Genomic DNA, 19,231 nt, shown 5'->3' on the forward strand with positions numbered 1-19,231 from the left:
TTACCGAGTGCTTACTTTGGTAAGGTGCTGACCTGCAAATGAAAACGGCCTGATCGAGTCAGGCCGTTTTGTGTTGCTATCTATTGCACGGAGGTGTTCGGCAATACGCAACGGACAACTTACTTGAGTACGGCGAGTGCGGCGTCGTAGTTCGGCTCTTGACCGATCTCCGGAACCAGTTCGCTGTGCAGGACGTTGTCGTTCTCGTCCAGGACCACCACCGCGCGGGTGGTCAGGCCGACCATCGGGCCGTCAGCGATGGCCACGCCGTAGGCTTCCATGAAATCGGCGCCACGCATGGTCGACAGGTTCTTCACGTTTTCCAGGCCTTCGGCGCCGCAAAAACGCGCCTGGGCGAATGGCAGGTCAGCGGAGATGCACAGCACCACGGCGTTGTTCAGGTCGTTGGCCTGAGCGTTGAACTTGCGCACGGAAGTGGCGCAGGTCGGGGTGTCGACGCTTGGGAAAATATTCAGCACTTTGCGCTTGCCGGCGAACGTTTCCAGTGTCACGTCAGCCAGATCGCCACCGACCAGTTTGAAGGCAGGCGCCTTGCTGCCGACCTTTGGCAGTTCGCCGCTGATTTGCACAGGGGAGCCTCTACGAGTCACTTGAGCCATGAGCTGAGTCCTTATTCTGAGGTTGCGGGAAAAGACTGGAAGTTAACCACGAAAGCGCCTGTCGACCTACCGGTATGCGGTAATTTGTTGTCAGCTCATGGGCGCTGGCGCAGATTTATCCAGCAAGCCTGGCCGCGCGCACAATTCCACCAGCCAGTCGACGAACACCCTCACCCGACGCGACATTTGCCGATGGGACGGATACAACGCCGTCAGCGGTAACCGGGGTTGCGCAAAGGCCTCCAGCACCTCGACCAACTCACCGCAGCGCAAAGGTTCAGCGACATGGTAGTACGGGGTCTGCACCAGGCCATAGCCGGCACAGCAGGCCGCGAGATAACCATCGGCGCTGTTGGTCGCCAGCGTTTTGGGCAGACTCAGTTCCTGCCCCCTGCCCTCTATCACGAACTCCAGGCCGTAACGTTTATTTGAAGTCGCGGAAAAATATTCGATGACCCTGTGTTGCGCCAGTTCTTCCAGCGTTTGCGGAACGCCATGGCGCTGCAGATAAGCGGGACTGGCACAGACCACCTGACGCATCTGCGCCAGAGGCCGGGCTACCAGCGAATGGTCCAGAGGCTGGCCGCCGCGGATCACACAATCGAAGCCCTCACGGATCAGATCCACCGGGCGGTCGGTCATGCCGACTTCCATTTCCAGTCCGGGATAGCGCTCGGTGAATTCGGGCAGTGCAGGCATGAGAATCAACCGACCGAAGCCCGCTGGCATGTCGACCCGCAGCACGCCTTCGGGCGCCTTGGCTATAGAAGAAAACGCCGACTCGGCATCGTCCAGATCGTTGAGCAGGCTGACGCAGCGCTGGTAGTAGGCCTGCCCGTCGAGCGTCGGGGTGACCTGGCGCGTGGTGCGCAGCAACAACTGCACGCCCAGATGCGCCTCCAGTTGTTTGATCAGAATCGTCACCGAAGCGCGGGGCATGTGCAGGCTGTCCGCAGCCTTGGCAAAACCGCCCAGCTCGACGATTCGGGTAAAGGCACGCATGGCGTTGAATCGGTCCATTGCCACTCCGCTGGATTCGATTGTTTAGATTTTCTCAATAGTGAAAGCACTTTTAGCCGGTTTATCGGGATTCTGTCGAGGGGCAAGAATGGGCGGGTCTTGAAGCCACACCTGAATCCAGAAAAGGAACTGATCATGCAAACGCGTCAACTCGGCAACAACGGACCCCACGTTTCGGCAGTCGGCCTGGGCTGCATGGGCATGACCGATTTTTACACCACCGGCGGCGACCCTCAGGAGGCCATCGCCACGATCCATCGCGCGCTGGAACTGGGCGTAACCCTGTTTGACACCGCCGACATGTATGGCCCCCACACCAACGAAGAACTGCTGGGCAAGGCGCTGGCCGGCAAACGCGATCAGGCATTCATCGCCAGCAAGTTCGGCATCGTGCGCACCCCGGGCGACGCTGCGGCTCGAGGCGTCAACGGCAGCCCCGAGTACATTCGGGACGCCATCGACGGCACCTTGAAGCGTTTGAAGATCGACACCCTGGACTTGTATTACCAGCACCGGATCGACCCGAAGATCAGCATCGAGGAATCGGTGGGTGCCATGGCCGAGCTGGTCAAGGCTGGCAAGGTGCGTTATCTCGGCTTGAGCGAGGCGTCGGCCAGCACTCTGGAGCGCGCGCATAAGATTCACCCGATTGCGGCTTTGCAGACCGAGTATTCGCTCTGGAGCCGAGAGCCTGAAGAAAACGGCGTGCTGCAGACCTGCCGCCGCCTGGGCATTGCCTTCGTGCCCTATAGCCCGCTGGGGCGTGGCTTTCTGACCGGCACGCTGAAATCCCCCGACGACTTCGCCGCCGACGATTACCGCCGCAGCAGCCCACGCTTTCAAGGCGAGAATTTTGCGAAAAACCTGGAGCTGGTGCACAAGGTCCAGCAGCTGGCGGCGGACAAAGGCGTGACAGCTGGGCAACTGGCATTGGCGTGGGTGCTGGCGCAGGGCAATGACGTGATCCCGATTCCCGGAACCAAACAACGTAAATACCTGGAGGAAAACGTAGCGGCGCTGGATGTAACGCTCAGCGCAAATGAGTTGCAGGCGTTGAAGGATCTGTTTCCGGTCGCTGCGGTGGCCGGTGGGCGCTATCCAGAGGCGGCATTGAAGCTGCTCAACGGCTGATACAGCTGACACGACACCCTTGTAACAGCCCGGTCAGGCTGCCACATGGGTGTCGCGTCAAATGAATGGCCTAGAAATCCCGCTTGTAGAAAATGTCCAGCGAACTCGCCACGCCCCCTGCGGCTTCCAGGTACACCTTCTTGCTCAGCAGATAACGCAAAGCGATGGTGTTGGCCGGTTCGAACACCCCTACCCCATAACGAAGGCTGAGCTTGTCGGTGATCTTGCCGCTGGCGACCACCGCCGTCTTGTCGCCACTGCCCGAGGTGTCGAGGTCGAAATCCTTGATCCCGAGGTCCGAGGCCAGTTTGCCCGCGGTCCCCGAGCTGCCGGCCAGCCCCAGGGCCAACGCCGCCTGAGCCATCATGTTGTTGTCCTCGCCGTCGGTGGCCAGCGGACGCCCGAGCACCAGGTAGGAAAGCGCCTGCTCCTGGCTCATGGCAGGCTCAGAGAAGACAGTCGTGGTCGGCTGTTCAGCACTACCGCTCAGGCGAATCCCGGCGATGACGTCATCGGTCTGGCGAATCGCTTCGATATCCAGATAAGGCTGATCAACGGGCCCGGCAAACAGCAAACGCGCCTTGCGAATGGTCAGCCGCTGCCCGTAAGCGCGATAGCGGCCATCGTTCAGATTCAGTTCGCCACGGGTATCGAGGTTGTCGCCGATGTGAACATGGCCTGCCAGGTTGGCCGTCAGGCCGAAACCGCTGAAGCTGAGTTTCTCCTGGCCGACTTCAACGTTGATGTCCATGGCGATCGCCATGGGCGGTTTGCCCTCTTTGGTTTGCGCACCGACGATGACGGTGTCGTCAGACACCTTGACCGTGGATGGCGGCAATTGCCGGACGGTGATCTCCCCTTTGGGAATCAGGACCTTGCCGGACACCGCCAGCCGATCGCCCTGCAGGGTGATTTTCAGGTCCGGCGCGGCCTCGAGCTTCGCATAGGGCTCGACCGTGATTGGCAGCCGCGAGCCTTGCAGGCTCACGTCGACGTTCAGTGCCTCGGCCCAGGCGATGTGCCCGCCAATGCTGCCCTGGCCTGTGGGGCCGCTGTTCCAGCTGCCCTTGAGCTGGACGTTCTCCCCGGCAATCAAGGCCTGAACGTTGAGTTTTTCCAGACTGATCGGCAGCTCCGGCCCTGACACCTCACCCTCGTTCAGAGTGACGTTGCCGTTGACCTGTGGCGCCAGCAGACCGCCGGAAATCCGACCGCTGCCGTTGAGTTTGCCGTTGAGCTTTTCGATCATCGGGACGAAAGGCCGCGCCACGGAAATATCGACGCCACTGAGGTTGAAGTCACCGTTGACGGTCTTGTTCTTCGCCAATGGATCGATGCTCAACCGGGCCAGCAGCTCGCCGAGCTTGCCCCCGCGAAAATTCAGGCTGGTGTCGACTTTTTTCGGCGTCAGGCTGCTGGTCAGCTTCAACGTCTGATACGGGAAGTCCAGCCATTGATTCTTTTCCTTGACCCGCAGGGTGCCGCCACTGGCATCGATCACCACTTGACCATTGGGGCCGGATGCCGGGATATCCAGCTGCACATCGGCATTCAGCGCGCCATTCCAGGCGAAGTCCTTGGGCAACCACTGCGCCAGGCTTTCCAGGGGAAATTGCTTGAGGTGGTAGCGCAGACGCGGGTCGGGCATCAGACGCTGGTCTTCACCGCAGAGGCTGGCCGGCCCCGACATCCAGCAATGGGCACCAAAATTGATCTTGCCGTCGGCCAGTCGCTCCAGTCTGGCAGGTTGCTGGAGCTTCCAGTCCTGCCCACCGGCCTGGATATCGCCGCTGGCCAGACGACCTCGCCAGTTGCCCTTGTCCAGTGTGCCGTCCAGCGCAAGCGCCAGCTTGAGCAGCGGCCCTTGCAGATCGAGCTTGACCTGCTGGCGTTTGATATCGCCCTGGCCATTGACCGTCAGCGCGCCCAACGCGGTATCGCCCGCCTGAATCCCGCTGGTTTTCAGGTCGATGGTGGCGCGCTGGGCGCCGTCCAGTTTTGCCGCCAGATTCAGGCTTTGCAGCTTGTTCGTCTCGTAGGCTAGTTGATTGCCTTGCAGCGCCAGCTGACCTTGCGGTGCCTGCAGGGTACCGGCGAGATCGAGGCGCCCTTTTACCTGGCCTTGCAAGCGTGGCCACAACTGACCAAGGCGAGGCAAGTTCATGTCCAGTTGACCGACCAGCTTCTGTTGCAGGCTGCCAGTGCCCTCAATCCGGTTATCGCCGAGACGGATCTGCAGTGCGCTGAGGTTCCACTTATCACCGGCGCCATCGGCTTTGGCCTGCAGCACCGCAGGCTGACCGCGCAGTCGGCCCTTGAGGTCAAGATCGGCGTTGAGGTTCAACTGCTCGTTCTTGAACGCGCCTTTGCTGCGCAACGGGCCGGCGAGCGACCCTGGCAGTTCGGCGACCCAGAACGATGGATCAATGGCGCTCAGGTCCAGCGCCGTGTCCCAGGCGACACCGTCGGCAAATTGCACATTCAGGTGACCGCTGGCCTTGCCCTGCCCCGCAACCAGTTCCAGTTGCGGCAGGAAGATCTGCTGCAAATCGCCGCTGAACGGGCTTTGCAAGCTGAACGGGCCTGCGGGGCCTTTGAAGTCACCCGCAAGGTTGCCCAGATACTTGCCGTCCGTGTAGGAAACCTCTCCTTTAAAGGTGTGAACGCTGACTTGCGGCTCGTCGATCACCGGGTACAGGCGATGCCACGGGAAATCCAGCCAGTCGATCTTCGCGTCGGCGCTCAAACCTTTTTGCCAATCCAGCTTGCCGCTGATTTTCAGGCGCTGCTCGGCGCTGGCGGTCAGGTCCAGCGTGGTGATTTCCGCGCCCTTGGCATCCACCCGGCCTTGCAGCGCCAGCGTTACCGGCCCCTGCTCGGCCGGCAGACTGGCGTTGCCGAGAATGGCGTAGCCCTGGGCCAGATCACCTTTGGCATTGAGCGTGAGCTTGTTGAGTTGCAGCGTGTCCGGCAGATCGGGCCCGGGCTTGAACTGGTCGCTGGTGATTGCAACTTCCGCAGGCAGGTTTTCCACCAGCGGTTGTAGCTGGCCCAACAGCTTCGCCTGGATGTAACCGCTGGATTGCCCATTGATCGTGAGGGTCTTGAGCAGATCGCCTTCGACACTCAGCGCCAGCGACAGAGGCTGACCGCTGACATCTGGCAGTTTGACCTGCCCCTGGGCAGTCAGAGGCCAATCGGCCGTAGGCTTGAGCAAACCGTTGAGGTCCAGAACGATGTCATCGCGTTGCGCATGAACCGAGTCGATTTTCAGCCCGTCCGCCGTCCAGTGCGCCGCCAGATGCAGATCGCGGACTTGCTCGGTGCCATCCAGATGCAGGCTGCCCACTTGCACGTTGCCCAGTTCTAGCGCCACCGGCAGCTTGAGGTCCGGAAGTGTGATCGGGCCACTGCTTTCTTCACTACCAGACGGCGGGAAACTCAACCGAATATCCCCGGCCTGCAAGGTATTGATGCACAGGGTCATGCGCGTCAGACACGACGGCGACCACTCGAACACCGGGGCATCGACCTCGACCTTGCTGTCACCCTGTTGCCACAGCAGCGAATCCGCCTGCCAGGCACCGCCGAGATGCCCGGAAAAGTTTTCGATGTGCAGGCCGGGCACCCGTTCCAGCACCCAGCGGCTGCCCGACTGAGTGCCGAGAAGCAAACCCAGGGCAACGCCGAGCACCAGGACAATCGCCAGCAGGCTGATTCCAAAAATGATTGCGATACGTTTCAGCAGTGCCGTACTCGTCACAGTTCAGGTCCCATCGAGAAGTGCAGACGAATACCGCCATCGTCATCCAGTGCATGCGCCAGATCGAGGCGCAACGGGCCGACGGGCGAAACCCAGCGAATACCGATACCGACGCCGGTCTTGAGGCTCGGGAAGTCCAGCGAGTTGAAGGAGTTACCCTCGTCGACGAACGCCGCCACACGCCATTTTTCGGCGATGGAGTATTGATATTCGGCGCTGCCGGCGACCATGTAGCGGCCACCGATCTTGTCGCCATCGGAGTTTTCCGGCGACAGGGACTGGTAGTCGTACCCGCGAACGCTCTGATCGCCACCGGCGAAGAAGCGCAGCGAAGGAGGGATGGACTTGTAGCCGTTGGTGGCTGTGCCTCCCACCTGAATACGCCCGAGGAACCGGTGGTTCTGGGCAATGGTGGTCAGCCCCTTGACCAACGCGGTGCCATGCAGCACGTTGGCGTCAGACCCCAGCCCTTCCTTCGCAACCTGAGTCTCGAACTGCAAGCGGTAACCGTTGTGCGGGTCGATCCGGTTGTCGCTTCGCAGGTAGGAATAGCTGATGCCGGGCATCAGCAAGGTGCTCAGGCCCTCGTCGTTGCCGAGCCGGTATTCCTCACGCTGCCACTTCAGGGAGATGACGCGCTCCCATCCGCTGGGCAATTTGCTGTGCCATTCGGGGCCTACGGTGAGCAATTTACTCAGGCTGTCGGTGTCGGCGATTTCTTCGTACTGATAGCCGCCGGCGAATCGCAGCTTGTCCGTCAGGGGCGGATCCAGCGGGATGTCGTAGAACAGGCCTACGTTTTGCCGCGGCGCCGACAGCTCTGATTCAACGCCATAGCTGTGGCCTTGGGGGTTGACCCAGTGGCGGGTCCAGTTGGCCTTGACCCGCGGGCCCACGTCGGAGGAGTAGCCCACACCGAGGCCCATGGTGCGCGGTTTGCGCGTCTCCAGCTGAACGTTGACCGGAATCACCTGGCCCTGCGCGTCCGTAGGGGACGCATCGACACGCACACCCTCGAAATAACCGCTGGATTGCATGGCCTGGTTCAGCTCGGCGATCAGCTCGGAATCGTAGGGCGTGTCTTCCTTGAACGGGACCATGCGCCGCAGCAGGTCGTCGTCGAACGGAGAATCGCCACTGAACGACACCTTGCCCAGTGAGAAGCGCGGCCCGCTGTCATACACAAGCTCAATGTCGGCGACACCGGCCCGAGGGTCGACAGAAAGACGCTGGGTGACGAAGCGGCCGTTGAAAAATCCGTAACGCGCAGCCTGATTCTGGATCAGTCGTTTGGCGTCTTCGTAATGACCATGATTGAGCACAGCGCCGGATTTGAGCGCGTCGCTCTTGGGCACCTTGAATGCCTTGAGCTGGTTGGCGGGGCCTTCGATGCGGACCGTGACATTGCGCAGATGCACTGGCTCGCCCGGTTGCACATTCAGGACCAGATGCAGGTCCTTGTCGGTGTGCTTGACCTCGCTGTCGATCTGCGCCTGGTAATAGCCCAGGGCCTGGGCCGCTTTTTGCGCCTGCTCGACGGCGCCCACGCTGAAGCGCTCCAGCGCTTGTTCGTCACGCTCGCCGAGGCTGCCCACGTACCCTTCAATATTGGATTTGAGCGCTGAGTTGGAAGGTTTGATCCGCACGTCCAGCTGGGCATCGGCGAGCGCCGCACAGCTGGATAACATCAGGAGAAAACCGCTGGTAAATCGACCGGGAAACTTCATAGGCGCGGATGCTAACACGAGCGGCGGGTGCTGCTGGAACCCGCAAAAATTGAAAACTCACCCGCGTTCAAGCCATGGAACCCAGTGAAACCTGAGGATTTGGGTGGAAAAAAACATGCTCTCGGATTGGTCCTACAGCAACTTCGCCGATTTCCTCGTACCCCTGTCGTTTGTAGAATTCCAGGTAATGGCCGTTTCCAGTGTCCAGCACGATGCCTTGAGAGTGCTCGTCCACCGCGCACCAGTCATGCAGGGCTTGCAGCAGTTGTTCGCCGTAATGTTGCCCCTGAAAATCGGGGTGAACACCCAGCAGTGGCAATACATGGACAGCGTCTGACGGCAGGCAGGCCAGCACTGCGTGGTAATACTCCAGATAGCGCTGGGTGCAGCGCCACCCGGTGCTCATCACCATGCGCAGGCGCCACGCCCAGCTTTCCGTGATGCCCAGGCGGCGTTGAGGCGGCGCAATGAGCGCAACGCCCACCAGTCGATCCTCCACGAACAGGCCCAGAGCCGGCATGTCCTGCAGAAAATGCTGTTTGACCAGTTCGCGAATGGTCGCGCGAACCCTCTGCTCATAACCGGAGCGACCTGACTCGAACAGGTAACCGAAGCTGGGCTCGTGACGGTAGGCGTGATAAAGCAGCGAGCGCGCCTCCCGGGAATAGCCCCCGTCCAATTGACGGATCTGGGCCAATTCAGTCGCTGATTCAGGCATGTGAGCGTGTCCCTTTCGATGACGACCCGACTCGGTAGGACGGGTTCAAAGTGTCAAGCGTTCGAGTGGTGGCCTCTGACGACAGTTCCGGCTAATTTTTCAGGCGTTTCCCACAGCGTAGCAGCCACTTGGGATCCTGATATGACGCTATGGGCTGGCCGTGGGCAGAGAGGTCGGCTAGCATCGCTGTTTGTTTTTTGCCAGGACTGCCGTCTATGAAAATTGTGTCTTTCAACATCAACGGCCTGCGCGCCCGTCCGCACCAGTTGGCGGCACTGATTGAAAAACACCAGCCCGACGTCATTGGCCTGCAGGAAACCAAGGTCTCGGACGAGCAGTTTCCACAGGCGGAAATCGAAGCGCTGGGCTATCACGTGCATTTTCATGGCCAGAAAGGCCACTACGGCGTTGCGCTGCTTTCCCGCCAGGCACCTCTGTCGCTGCACAAAGGCTTCGACACCGATGACGAAGAGGCTCAGCGCCGCTTCATCTGGGGCACTTTCGCCGATCGCAACGGCCTGCCGGTGACGATCATGAACGGCTATTTCCCTCAAGGCGAAAGCCGCGACCACCCGACCAAGTTTCCGGCCAAGACCCGGTTCTACGCCGATCTTCAGCAGTTGCTGGAAACCCGCTTCAGCAATGACCAGCCGCTGGTGGTGATGGGTGACGTCAACATTTCCCCGGAAGACAGCGACATCGGTATTGGCCCGGACAATGCCAAACGCTGGCTGAAAACCGGCAAGTGCAGCTTCCTGCCAGAAGAGCGCGAATGGATGGCTAAGCTGAAGAACTGGGGCCTGGTGGACAGCTTCCGGCATCTGTACCCGGAAGTGATCGATCAGTTCAGCTGGTTCGACTACCGCAGTCGCGGTTTCGAGGACGAGCCCAAGCGCGGCCTGCGCATCGACCTGATCCTCGCCTCCCACGGCTTGCAGCCGCGGATCAAGGCGGCGGGCGTGGATTACGATCTGCGCGGGATGGAGAAGCCATCGGATCACGCACCAATCTGGCTTGAATTGAGCTGAAACGCCATCGATTTCCCTTTGTAACAGCCAGGCTTGGCTGCATTAGCGATTTCAAAAACGCAACCGCCGTCAAGCTGGACTGCCACAGGCCTGGCATGTCACATCCATCTGTCACATAGCCGTAACGCATCTGTCTTATTCTCCGGGCAACCCTCGGCCCAAGAAGATGCCGCACATGCAGCGCACCCGTTTTATTCCCTCTCTATACGCGGCAGTTTTGCTCGGCGTTTTTCCGCTCTGCGCAAATGCAACCAGCCTGGCCGAGCCTGAGGACGGCGCGCCTGTACTGCGAATCCAGGGCTCGAATACCATTGGCGCGCAACTGGGGCCAGCACTGGTCGCCGGACTGCTCGATAAACAGGGCGCCGGCTCCATCCAGCAACAACCGGGCACCCAGCCCAACGAAATACGCGTCACAGGGTTATTACCTTCTGGGCAAAAAGTGAGCATCGACGTTGCCGCCCATGGTTCCAGCACGGGCTTTGCCGCGCTGAAGACCGGCCAGGCCGATCTCGCGGCTTCTTCAAGGCCGATCAAGAATGCCGAAGTCAGGGAACTTGCAGGCCTGGGCGATCTGCGCAGCCAGGACGCCGAACAAGTAATTGCCATCGATGGCGTGGCCGTGATCCTCCACCCCGCCAACCCGGTGCGAGAACTGAGCATCAATCAGTTGGCAAAGATCTTCTCTGGAGAAATCCACGATTGGGAGCAACTGGGCGGCACTGGCGGCGCCATTCATCTATACGCCCGTGATCAGCAGTCCGGGACCTTCGACACCTTTAACGAACTGGTACTGACCAGGTTCGGTAAAAGCCTGGCTCGCGATGCGCAGCGTTTTGAATCCAGCGAGGGCTTGTCCGATGAAGTCAGCAATGACCGCCAGGCCATCGGGTTCATCGGCCTGCCCTACGTGCGCAGGGCCAAAGCGGTGGCGATTATCGATGGCGAGTCCAAACCCATGTTGCCGAGCATCAGCCTGATCGCCACCGAGGATTATCCGCTGTCACGCAGGCTTTATTTCTACCTGCCTTCAGACTCCAAACAGCGCTGGGCCAAGGCACTGGTGCGTTTTGCTCAGAGCCCGCAGGGGCAGTCCATCGTCGCGCAGAACGGTTTCGTCGCGCAGACGGTACAGGCGGTGAAAGTCCGCGCGACCGCTGAAATGCCCGCCGACTACCAGAACCTGACACGCGAAGCCGAGCGCCTGTCGGTAAACTTTCGCTTCGCACAGGGCAGCGCCTCACTGGATACCAAGGCACGCCTGGACCTCAAACGCGTAGTCGATTACCTGAAGGCCCACGACAAGCTGAACCAGAAAGTCACCCTGGTGGGTTTTGGCGACGCGAAAAGCGACCCGTCACGGGCGCAGTTACTGTCCAAACTGCGGGCCATGGCAGTGCGTCGGGAATTATTGAAAGGCGACGTGATCCTGCGCGATGTGCGCGGTTTCGGCGACGAAATGCCCGTGGCGACCAATGATGTCGACGAAGGCCGGATCAAGAATCGGAGGGTCGAAGTGTGGGTAGAGTGACGATTCGATGTCTTACATCCCGCGCTGCCGCCGACTAAACCCAACCCCTGTGGGAAGGAGCGTGCTCGCGAAAGCGTCAGTACACCCAAAGTATTCTCCTGCAGATGTCGAATGCCTTCGCCAGCAAGCGCCCTCCCACGCGTAGCTCATCGCTCGCTCAGTCTCAGCGATGCTCGCTGCGCATCATCTCTTTGGGCACGTATTTGCCCACTTCATATTTGCCAATCGCTGCGCGGTGCACCTCATCCGGGCCGTCGGCCAGGCGCAGGGTGCGCTGCATCGCGTACATGTAGGCCAGCGGGAAGTCGCCGGACACACCTGCACCGCCATGCATCTGGATCGCCCGGTCGATCACCCGCAATGCAACGTTCGGCGCTACCACCTTGATCTGGGCAATCTCGCTCTTTGCCACCTTATTGCCGACGGTGTCCATCATGTACGCCGCTTTGAGGGTCAACAGCCGCGCCATGTCGATCTCCATTCGCGAGTCGGCGATCTTGTCGATGTTGCCGCCCAATCGGGCCAGCGGACGACCGAATGCCGTGCGCTGTACCGAACGTTTGCACATCAGTTCCAGGGCTCGCTCAGCCATGCCGATCGAGCGCATGCAGTGGTGAATACGCCCAGGGCCAAGGCGCCCCTGGGCGATTTCGAAGCCTCGTCCTTCGCCCAACAGGACGTTTTCGTATGGCACCCGCACATTGTCGAACAGCACTTCGGCATGGCCGTGGGGTGCGTCGTCGTAACCGAATACCGGCAATGGACGGACGATCTTCACCCCCGGGGCGTCGGTTGGCACCAGAATCATCGAATGCTGCTGATGACGTGGGCCGTCGGGATTGCTCAGGCCCATGAAGATCATGATCTTGCAGCGCGGGTCGCATGCCCCAGAAGTCCACCACTTGCGGCCGTTGATCACCCACTCATCACCCTCTCGCTCAGCACGGGCCGCCATGTTGGTGGCATCCGAGGACGCAACGTCCGGTTCAGTCATGGCAAAGGCCGAGCGGATTTCGCCACGCAATAAAGGCTCCAGCCATTGCTGCTTCTGGCCTTCGTTGGCATAGCGCACCAGCACTTCCATGTTGCCGGTATCGGGCGCCGAGCAGTTGAACGGTTCCGGCCCGAGCAGCGAACGGCCCATGATTTCCGCCAGGGGCGCGTATTCAAGGTTGGTCAGACCAGCCCCCAGTTCGGACTCTGGCAGAAACAGGTTCCACAGCCCCTCGGCCTTGGCGCGGGCCTTGAGCTCTTCCATGATCGCGGTTGGCTGCCAGCGATCCCCTTCGGCCACTTGACGTTCGAACACCGGCTCGGCCGGGTACACGTACGCGTCCATGAACGCGGTTACGCGCTCGCGCAGTTCCTGAACCTTGGGGGAGTAAGCGAAATCCATGGGGCAGTTACCTTCTGATGAGGTGATTTCAAGTCTTGGGTCGATGCTAGAGCAGGGCTTTGCATTTATCTAACCTATTCTCGGCGTGTATAAACATTCATAACCGATATATGATCAGCTCGTTCCCGAACGTCAGTACCAAGTCAGCCCCGAACCACCGCCCAATAACAAAAGCAGCGTGAGGCGCACAGCAATGAACCTGAGCAAGGTCGATCTCAATCTCTTTATTGTCTTTGACGCCATCTATACCGAAGCCAACCTGACCCGCGCCGGGCAGATCGTCGGCATCACTCAGCCCGCCGTTTCCAACGCTCTAGCGCGGTTGCGCGAGACCTTCAACGACCCGCTGTTCGTGCGCACCGCCCAAGGCATGGTGCCCACGCCAATGGCGCAGAACATCATCGGCCCGGTGCGCAATGCGCTGTCACTGCTGCGGGTCTCGGTGCAGGAAAGCCGGATTTTCAACCCGTTGCAGGCGAACAAGAATTACCGGATCAGCATGACCGACCTCACCGAGGCGATCATTCTGCCGGCGCTGTTCCAGCGGCTGCGTCGCCTCGCGCCCGCCGTGACCATCGAAAGCTTTTTGTCCAAACGCCGGGAGACCACCAAGGAACTGGCAGCCGGCCGACTGGATTTCGCTGTGGACGCGCCGCTCAATACCGACCCGCAGGTGCGCCACGTCAAGCTGATGGAAGACAACTACGTGTGCGCCATGCGCAAGGGCCATCCGTTGGCGCAGAAGCAGAGCCTCAGCCTGGATGATTACCTGTCGGTGGCCCACATCCACATCTCCAGCCGCCGCAGCGGTCTGGGTTATGTGGACCTGGCTCTCGGGAAAATGGGGATACAACGCAAGATCGCCCTGCGCTCGCAGCATTACCTGATGGCGTCCCAGGTGCTGCAGCAGACGGACATGGTGATGACGGTTCCGGAACGGTTCGCCCGTCGCAACGACCTGCACTTCGTTCACCTGCCGGTCAATGACGTGCCCACTGTGGAGACGCATCTGTACTGGCACGAAAGCACTGACCAGGATCCGGCCAACCGCTGGATGCGCGAGCAGATCATCGAGCTGTGCCAATTGGTGGTGGCGCAGGAGCGCAAACTGGAGAAAGAATTGGCTACGGCTACTGTCTGAGTTAGAGCAATGAGTTAGCTGCAGACTCTCATGTAGTTTCGAGATATTGTTCAAGCAGTTTCGAGGTCTGCTTCTCGTCGTTTTTTATTGAAATAAACGCCCTTTAACAGCCCAGCTTGCCAGCGGTAGCGGTCTGTCGAGTACTGCCGCCGGCAAGCCGGACGGGTTCAGGGTGGCTGCATGTGAGTGCTGAGTTCGCTTGACGTTAACGTCAAGGTCGCCGTACGTTAGCCCGAAGCACTCTCCTCCGAGCACCTCCATGAGCAACCCGACTTACAGCATTTCCGACCTCGCCCGCGAGCTGGACATCACCACCCGCACCATTCGCTTCTATGAAGAGCAAGGCATGCTCAGCCCCGAGCGGCGTGGTCTGGAGCGTGTCTACAGTGCCCGCGACAAAGTCACCCTCAAGCTCATCCTGCGTGGCAAGCGCATCGGGTTTTCCCTGGCCGAGTGCCGCGACTTGATCGGGCTTTATGACCCGAGCGGTGATAACCAGAAGCAGCTCGTCACCATGCTGGACAAAATTACCGAACGCCGTGCACAGCTGGATCAGCAGTTGCTTGACATCCAGCAAATGCAACTGGAGCTGGATACGGCGGAAGAACGATGCAAGATTGCACTGAGTAATTCCGTTAAATAACAATAGTTTAAGCTACACTCCAAGAAACAACACGAACAAGGAAAGCCGCCCCATGTCTCTCCCTCAACGCGTACGCCTGGTTGAAGTCGGCCCCCGCGACGGCCTGCAGAATGAGTCCCAGCCCATTAGCGTCGCCGACAAGGTGATGCTGGTAAACGAGCTGACCGACGCAGGCCTTGGCTACATCGAGGTCGGCAGTTTCGTCTCGCCCAAATGGGTTCCGCAGATGGCAGGCTCAGCGCAAGTGTTTGCCAATATCGCGCGCAAAGACGGGGTTACCTACGCCGCACTCGCGCCGAACATGCGCGGGTTTGAAGATGCATTGGCGGCCGGCGTCAAAGAGGTCGCAGTCTTTGCAGCGGCTTCCGAAGCGTTCTCACAACGCAATATCAATTGCTCGATCAGCGAAAGTCTTGATCGCTTCCTGCCGATCATGGAGGCCGCGCGACTGCACGGGATCAAAGTGCGGGGTTACGTGTCCTGCGTCCTGGGCTGCCCGTATGAAGGCGATGTCGACCCGAAACAGGTGGCGGCGGTGGCGAACGAACTGATCGCCATGGGCTGTTACGAAGTGTCACTGGGGGACACCATCGGCACCGGGACGCCGGGCGCAACGCGCGAGTTGTTCAACACAGTGGCCGGGCAGATTCCCCGCGGCCGACTCGCCGGGCACTTCCACGACACCTACGGCCAGGCGCTGGCGAACATCTATGCCAGCCTTGAAGAAGGCATTCAGGTGTTCGACAGCTCAGTCGCAGGGCTCGGCGGCTGCCCTTATGCCAAAGGGGCCAGCGGCAATGTCGCCAGTGAAGACGTGCTGTACATGCTCAACGGCCTGGGCATCGAGACCGGTATCGACCTCGACAAGCTGATTGCCGCCGGCCAACGAATCAGCCAGGTGCTGGGCCGTGCCAACGGGTCGCGTGTGGCAAAGGCACGTTTGTCGGCCTGATGTGCGACAACTTGTCACACAGTGTTACCCTCGTGGGCAATGAAGCGAAGGAAACGGGTAACACGGAAACACCTGGTAAAGGATTCGGCTGCTGGCCGAATGCGGGTTTTTCCTCAAGGCCACGGTTTCCGGGACTTGTTAAAAGTTGGCATGGCTTCTGCTACGTCTTACGTACAACAAAAATAAAAAATGGCAGTAACCCAATAAAAACAAGACGTATCGGCTCTGACATAACAAGAACAACACGGACAGAGACGCAGCTAACTGATTTTTTTGGAGTGGATCGCTTCGCGCAGGGCTTAGGCCTCACAACCGGGCAGAGAACAATAAAACTACCTTCAGGTAGCTCCCGAACTGGTTGAATCGAAAGATCGAAGCAGTATCAGCGCTCAAAAAAATACGTTTGCTCTTGACCCCGGATGGGGGTCGCTCAAAAAAGCAAAAAAGGTATGGCTACCAAAAAAAACAACAGGCCGCCTAAAAACAAAAAAGAGCATGCAACTGAACTTGGAGGGGAGCCCTGGCTCCCCTTCGTGCTGTCTGCCATTCGCAAAATCCCCTCTTCTTGTGCATCCCTCCTCTGTTGATCAACCGTTGACATCCTCGCGCTCGCAGGTTTACGTTAACGTAAAGGTGATACAGATTATTGCCAGTTGACCGCCCTCCAAAAACAACAAGGGAACGAAGGCTCATGAACTACCCCACGCTGAATTTCGGCCTCGGCGAGACCCTCGATATGCTGCGCGATCAAGTGCAGGCTTTCGTCGCCGCCGAACTGGCCCCGCGCGCCGCACAAATCGACAAGGACAACCTGTTCCCCGCCGACATGTGGCGCAAATTCGGCGAGATGGGCCTGTTGGGCATCACTGTCGATGAGCAATACGGCGGTGCCGGGCTGGGCTATCTGGCTCATGTGATCGCGATGGAAGAAATCAGCCGTGGCTCGGCCTCGGTGGCCCTGTCCTACGGTGCGCACTCCAACCTCTGCGTCAACCAGATCAACCGCAACGGCAGCCCGGAACAGAAAGCCCGCTACCTGCCCAAGCTGATCAGCGGCGAGCACATCGGCGCCTTGGCCATGAGCGAGCCCAACGCGGGCTCCGACGTGGTATCGATGAAGCTGCGCGCCGACAAGCGCGGTGACCGTTTCGTGCTCAACGGCAGCAAGACCTGGATCACCAATGGCCCCGACGCCAACACCTACGTGATCTACGCCAAGACCGACCTGGAAAGGGGCCCACACGGCATCAGCGCGTTCATCGTCGAGCGCGACTGGAAAGGTTTCTCGCGCGGCAACAAGTTCGACAAGCTGGGCATGCGCGGCTCCAACACCTGCGAGCTGTTCTTCGACGACGTGGAAGTCCCGGAAGAAAACCTGCTGGGCGCACTCAATGGCGGCGTCAAGGTGCTGATGAGCGGGCTGGATTACGAACGCGTCGTACTCTCCGGTGGCCCGACCGGCATCATGCAGGCCTGCATGGACGTGGTGCTGCCCTACATCCACGACCGCAAGCAGTTCGGTCAGAGCATCGGCGAATTCCAGCTGATCCAGGGCAAGGTCGCCGACATGTACACCCAGCTCAACGCCAGCCGCGCCTACCTGTACGCCGTGGCTCAGGCGTGCGAACGCGGCGAAACCACGCGCAAGGACGCCGCCGGCGTGATCCTCTACAGCGCCGAACGCGCGACTCAAATGGCGTTGGACACCATTCAGATTCTCGGCGGTAACGGCTACATCAACGAGTTTCCCGCTGGCCGACTGCTGCGCGACGCCAAGCTGTATGAGATCGGGGCAGGCACCAGCGAAATCCGCCGCATGCTGATCGGTCGCGAGCTGTTCAACGAAACGAAGTGAAGCCGCTGCAGGTGGATTGCGACTCGCCGCACGCCACAGCGTCTGCGTCAGTCGCCCCCTCGAATGCCTGGCCCCGGTCGGAGTGACACTCAAGTGACTACCCTGAAAACCCAGCTCAACCCGCGCTCAGCCGATTTTCTAGCCAACGACACAGCGCTGCGCAAGCAGGTCGATGATCTGCACACCCTCCTCGCCCGCGTGCGTCAAGGCGGCGGGCCCAAGGCTCAGGAACGCCACACTTCGCGGGGCAAGTTATTGCCTCGCGAGCGTATCAACTGCTTGCTGGACACGGGCTCGCCGTTTCTGGAAATCAGTCAACTGGCGGCCCACAACGTTTACGGCGAAGACGTGCCCGCTGCAGGCGTGATCGCCGGCATCGGCCGGGTCGAAGGTGTTGAATGCATGATCATCGCCAACGACGCCACGGTCAAAGGCGGTACGTACTACCCGCTCACCGTCAAAAAACACCTGCGCGCTCAGACCATCGCCCAGCAGAATCGTCTGCCGTGCATTTATCTGGTGGATTCCGGCGGCGCCAACCTGCCTCGGCAGGACGAAGTGTTTCCTGACCGAGAGCACTTCGGGCGAATCTTCTTCAACCAGGCCAACATGAGCGCCCAGGGCATCCCGCAGATTGCCGTGGTCATGGGTTCCTGCACGGCGGGCGGCGCCTATGTCCCGGCCATGGCCGACGAAGCAATCATGGTCCGCCAGCAGGCGACGATCTTCCTCGCGGGCCCGCCATTGGTGAAAGCCGCGACGGGCGAAGTGGTCAGCGCCGAAGAGCTCGGTGGCGCCGATGTGCACTGCAAGGTTTCCGGGGTGGCCGACCATTACGCCGAGAGCGACGAACACGCGCTCGAATTGGCCCGCCGCAGCATCGCTAACCTGAACTGGCGTAAACAGGGCGAGATGCAGATGCGTGAGCCGATTGCGCCGCTCTACTCGTCAGACGAACTGTATGGCGTGATTTCTGCCGATCCCAAGCAGCCGTTCGACGTGCGGGAAGTGATCGCCCGGCTGGTGGACGGCTCGGTGTTCGACGAGTTCAAGGCGCTGTTCGGCACCACGCTGGTGTGTGGCTTCGCTCATCTGCACGGCTACCCGGTCGCCATCCTCGCCAACAACGGGATTCTGTTCGCCGAGGCTGCGCAGAAAGGCGCGCACTTCATCGAACTGGCCTGCCAGCGCGGGATTCCCTTGCTGTTTCTGCAAAACATCACCGGCTTCATGGTCGGCCAGAAATACGAAGCAGGTGGCATCGCCAAGCATGGCGCCAAGCTGGTCACGGCCGTGGCCTGCGCGCGCGTACCGAAATTCACCGTGATCATCGGCGGCAGTTTCGGCGCCGGAAACTACGGCATGTGCGGCCGCGCCTATGATCCGCGCTTTCTGTGGATGTGGCCCAACGCACGGATCGGCGTCATGGGTGGCGAGCAGGCGGCAGGCGTGTTGGCTCAGGTCAAGCGCGAGCAGGCCGAGCGCAGCGGGCAGACGTTTAGCGCAGAGCAGGAAGCCGAGCTCAAACGGCCGATTCTCGATCAGTACGAACACCAGGGTCATCCTTACTACTCCAGCGCTCGTTTATGGGATGACGGCGTGATCGATCCGGCGCAAACCCGCGACATCCTTGCCCTGGCGATCAGTGCTGCGCTCAACGCCCCCATCGAACCGACCCGCTTCGGCGTGTTCCGGATGTGACCGAG

Annotated in this window: 14 protein-coding genes; 8 read left to right on the forward strand and 6 right to left on the reverse strand. The window is 60.2% G+C overall.

The window, feature by feature from the left end:
* Window positions 1-119 precede the first annotated feature (119 nt).
* Window positions 120-620 carry a thiol peroxidase gene (tpx, locus tag BWR59_RS04265; protein ID WP_081564380.1) on the reverse strand — a complete coding sequence of 167 codons (501 nt, stop codon included), beginning with the start codon at window positions 618-620 and terminating at the stop codon, window positions 120-122.
* A 90-nt stretch (window positions 621-710) separates the two neighbouring features.
* Window positions 711-1,640, reverse strand: coding sequence for a LysR family transcriptional regulator (locus BWR59_RS04270; protein WP_081564381.1), 930 nt, complete (start codon window positions 1,638-1,640; stop codon window positions 711-713).
* Window positions 1,641-1,775: 135 nt separating this feature from the next.
* Here BWR59_RS04270 and BWR59_RS04275 point away from each other — a divergent pair, with 135 nt between their 5' ends.
* Window positions 1,776-2,771, forward strand: a complete 996-nt coding sequence (locus tag BWR59_RS04275; protein ID WP_081564382.1) for an aldo/keto reductase — start codon at window positions 1,776-1,778, stop codon at window positions 2,769-2,771.
* A gap of 70 nt (window positions 2,772-2,841) precedes the next feature.
* Here BWR59_RS04275 and BWR59_RS04280 read toward each other — a convergent pair whose 3' ends face one another.
* From BWR59_RS04280 to BWR59_RS04290, 3 genes are all read right to left on the reverse strand, one after another.
* Window positions 2,842-6,534 carry a translocation/assembly module TamB domain-containing protein gene (locus BWR59_RS04280; RefSeq protein WP_230981955.1) on the reverse strand — a complete coding sequence of 1,231 codons (3,693 nt, stop codon included), beginning with the start codon at window positions 6,532-6,534 and terminating at the stop codon, window positions 2,842-2,844.
* Complete coding sequence (locus tag BWR59_RS04285) at window positions 6,531-8,261, reverse strand: autotransporter assembly complex family protein (RefSeq protein WP_081564383.1); 1,731 nt, start codon at window positions 8,259-8,261, stop codon at window positions 6,531-6,533. The genes BWR59_RS04280 and BWR59_RS04285 overlap by 4 nt, the downstream gene beginning before the upstream one ends.
* Before the next feature lie 67 nt (window positions 8,262-8,328).
* Complete coding sequence (locus BWR59_RS04290) at window positions 8,329-8,979, reverse strand: GNAT family N-acetyltransferase (protein ID WP_081564384.1); 651 nt, start codon at window positions 8,977-8,979, stop codon at window positions 8,329-8,331.
* Between the two features lie 215 nt (window positions 8,980-9,194).
* On the opposite strand from BWR59_RS04290, the gene xthA reads away from it, so the two are divergent.
* The gene (gene xthA, locus BWR59_RS04295; protein ID WP_081564385.1) at window positions 9,195-10,007 is read left to right on the forward strand and encodes an exodeoxyribonuclease III; all 813 of its coding nucleotides are present in this window, start codon (window positions 9,195-9,197) and stop codon (window positions 10,005-10,007) included.
* Between the two features lie 175 nt (window positions 10,008-10,182).
* Window positions 10,183-11,538, forward strand: a complete 1,356-nt coding sequence (locus tag BWR59_RS04300) for a phosphate ABC transporter substrate-binding/OmpA family protein (protein ID WP_081564386.1) — start codon at window positions 10,183-10,185, stop codon at window positions 11,536-11,538.
* Between the two features lie 163 nt (window positions 11,539-11,701).
* Here the strand turns inward: BWR59_RS04300 and BWR59_RS04305 are convergent, their stop codons facing one another.
* Window positions 11,702-12,934 carry an acyl-CoA dehydrogenase gene (locus tag BWR59_RS04305; RefSeq protein ID WP_081564387.1) on the reverse strand — a complete coding sequence of 411 codons (1,233 nt, stop codon included), beginning with the start codon at window positions 12,932-12,934 and terminating at the stop codon, window positions 11,702-11,704.
* A gap of 193 nt (window positions 12,935-13,127) precedes the next feature.
* Here BWR59_RS04305 and BWR59_RS04310 point away from each other — a divergent pair, with 193 nt between their 5' ends.
* The 5 genes from BWR59_RS04310 (at window position 13,128) to BWR59_RS04330 (ending at window position 19,226) form a co-directional block, all read left to right on the forward strand.
* On the forward strand, window positions 13,128-14,075 hold the full coding sequence (locus tag BWR59_RS04310) for a LysR family transcriptional regulator (protein WP_081564388.1): 948 nt from the start codon (window positions 13,128-13,130) through the stop codon (window positions 14,073-14,075).
* Between the two features lie 259 nt (window positions 14,076-14,334).
* Complete coding sequence (locus tag BWR59_RS04315) at window positions 14,335-14,718, forward strand: MerR family DNA-binding transcriptional regulator (protein WP_081564389.1); 384 nt, start codon at window positions 14,335-14,337, stop codon at window positions 14,716-14,718.
* 52 nt (window positions 14,719-14,770) lie between these two features.
* Complete coding sequence (locus tag BWR59_RS04320; RefSeq protein ID WP_081564390.1) at window positions 14,771-15,670, forward strand: hydroxymethylglutaryl-CoA lyase; 900 nt, start codon at window positions 14,771-14,773, stop codon at window positions 15,668-15,670.
* Between the two features lie 691 nt (window positions 15,671-16,361).
* A complete protein-coding gene (locus BWR59_RS04325; RefSeq protein ID WP_081564391.1) occupies window positions 16,362-17,525 on the forward strand; it encodes an isovaleryl-CoA dehydrogenase in 1,164 nt (387 codons plus the stop codon).
* 93 nt (window positions 17,526-17,618) lie between these two features.
* Complete coding sequence (locus BWR59_RS04330; RefSeq protein WP_081564392.1) at window positions 17,619-19,226, forward strand: carboxyl transferase domain-containing protein; 1,608 nt, start codon at window positions 17,619-17,621, stop codon at window positions 19,224-19,226.
* The last annotated feature ends 5 nt before the right edge of the window (window positions 19,227-19,231 follow it).

Origin of the sequence: Pseudomonas sp. Bc-h (assembly GCF_002080045.1) — a bacterium.
Lineage (GTDB): Bacteria > Pseudomonadota > Gammaproteobacteria > Pseudomonadales > Pseudomonadaceae > Aquipseudomonas.

Coding starts and splice junctions, on each gene's coding strand:
- tpx (WP_081564380.1), bottom strand. CDS start 620: ATGGCTCAAGTGACTCGTAGAGGCTCCCCTGTGCAAATCAGCGGCGAA.
- BWR59_RS04270 (WP_081564381.1), bottom strand. CDS start 1,640: ATGGACCGATTCAACGCCATGCGTGCCTTTACCCGAATCGTCGAGCTG.
- BWR59_RS04275 (WP_081564382.1), top strand. CDS start 1,776: ATGCAAACGCGTCAACTCGGCAACAACGGACCCCACGTTTCGGCAGTC.
- BWR59_RS04285 (WP_081564383.1), bottom strand. CDS start 8,261: ATGAAGTTTCCCGGTCGATTTACCAGCGGTTTTCTCCTGATGTTATCC.
- BWR59_RS04290 (WP_081564384.1), bottom strand. CDS start 8,979: ATGCCTGAATCAGCGACTGAATTGGCCCAGATCCGTCAATTGGACGGG.
- xthA (WP_081564385.1), top strand. CDS start 9,195: ATGAAAATTGTGTCTTTCAACATCAACGGCCTGCGCGCCCGTCCGCAC.
- BWR59_RS04300 (WP_081564386.1), top strand. CDS start 10,183: ATGCAGCGCACCCGTTTTATTCCCTCTCTATACGCGGCAGTTTTGCTC.
- BWR59_RS04305 (WP_081564387.1), bottom strand. CDS start 12,934: ATGGATTTCGCTTACTCCCCCAAGGTTCAGGAACTGCGCGAGCGCGTA.
- BWR59_RS04310 (WP_081564388.1), top strand. CDS start 13,128: ATGAACCTGAGCAAGGTCGATCTCAATCTCTTTATTGTCTTTGACGCC.
- BWR59_RS04315 (WP_081564389.1), top strand. CDS start 14,335: ATGAGCAACCCGACTTACAGCATTTCCGACCTCGCCCGCGAGCTGGAC.
- BWR59_RS04320 (WP_081564390.1), top strand. CDS start 14,771: ATGTCTCTCCCTCAACGCGTACGCCTGGTTGAAGTCGGCCCCCGCGAC.
- BWR59_RS04325 (WP_081564391.1), top strand. CDS start 16,362: ATGAACTACCCCACGCTGAATTTCGGCCTCGGCGAGACCCTCGATATG.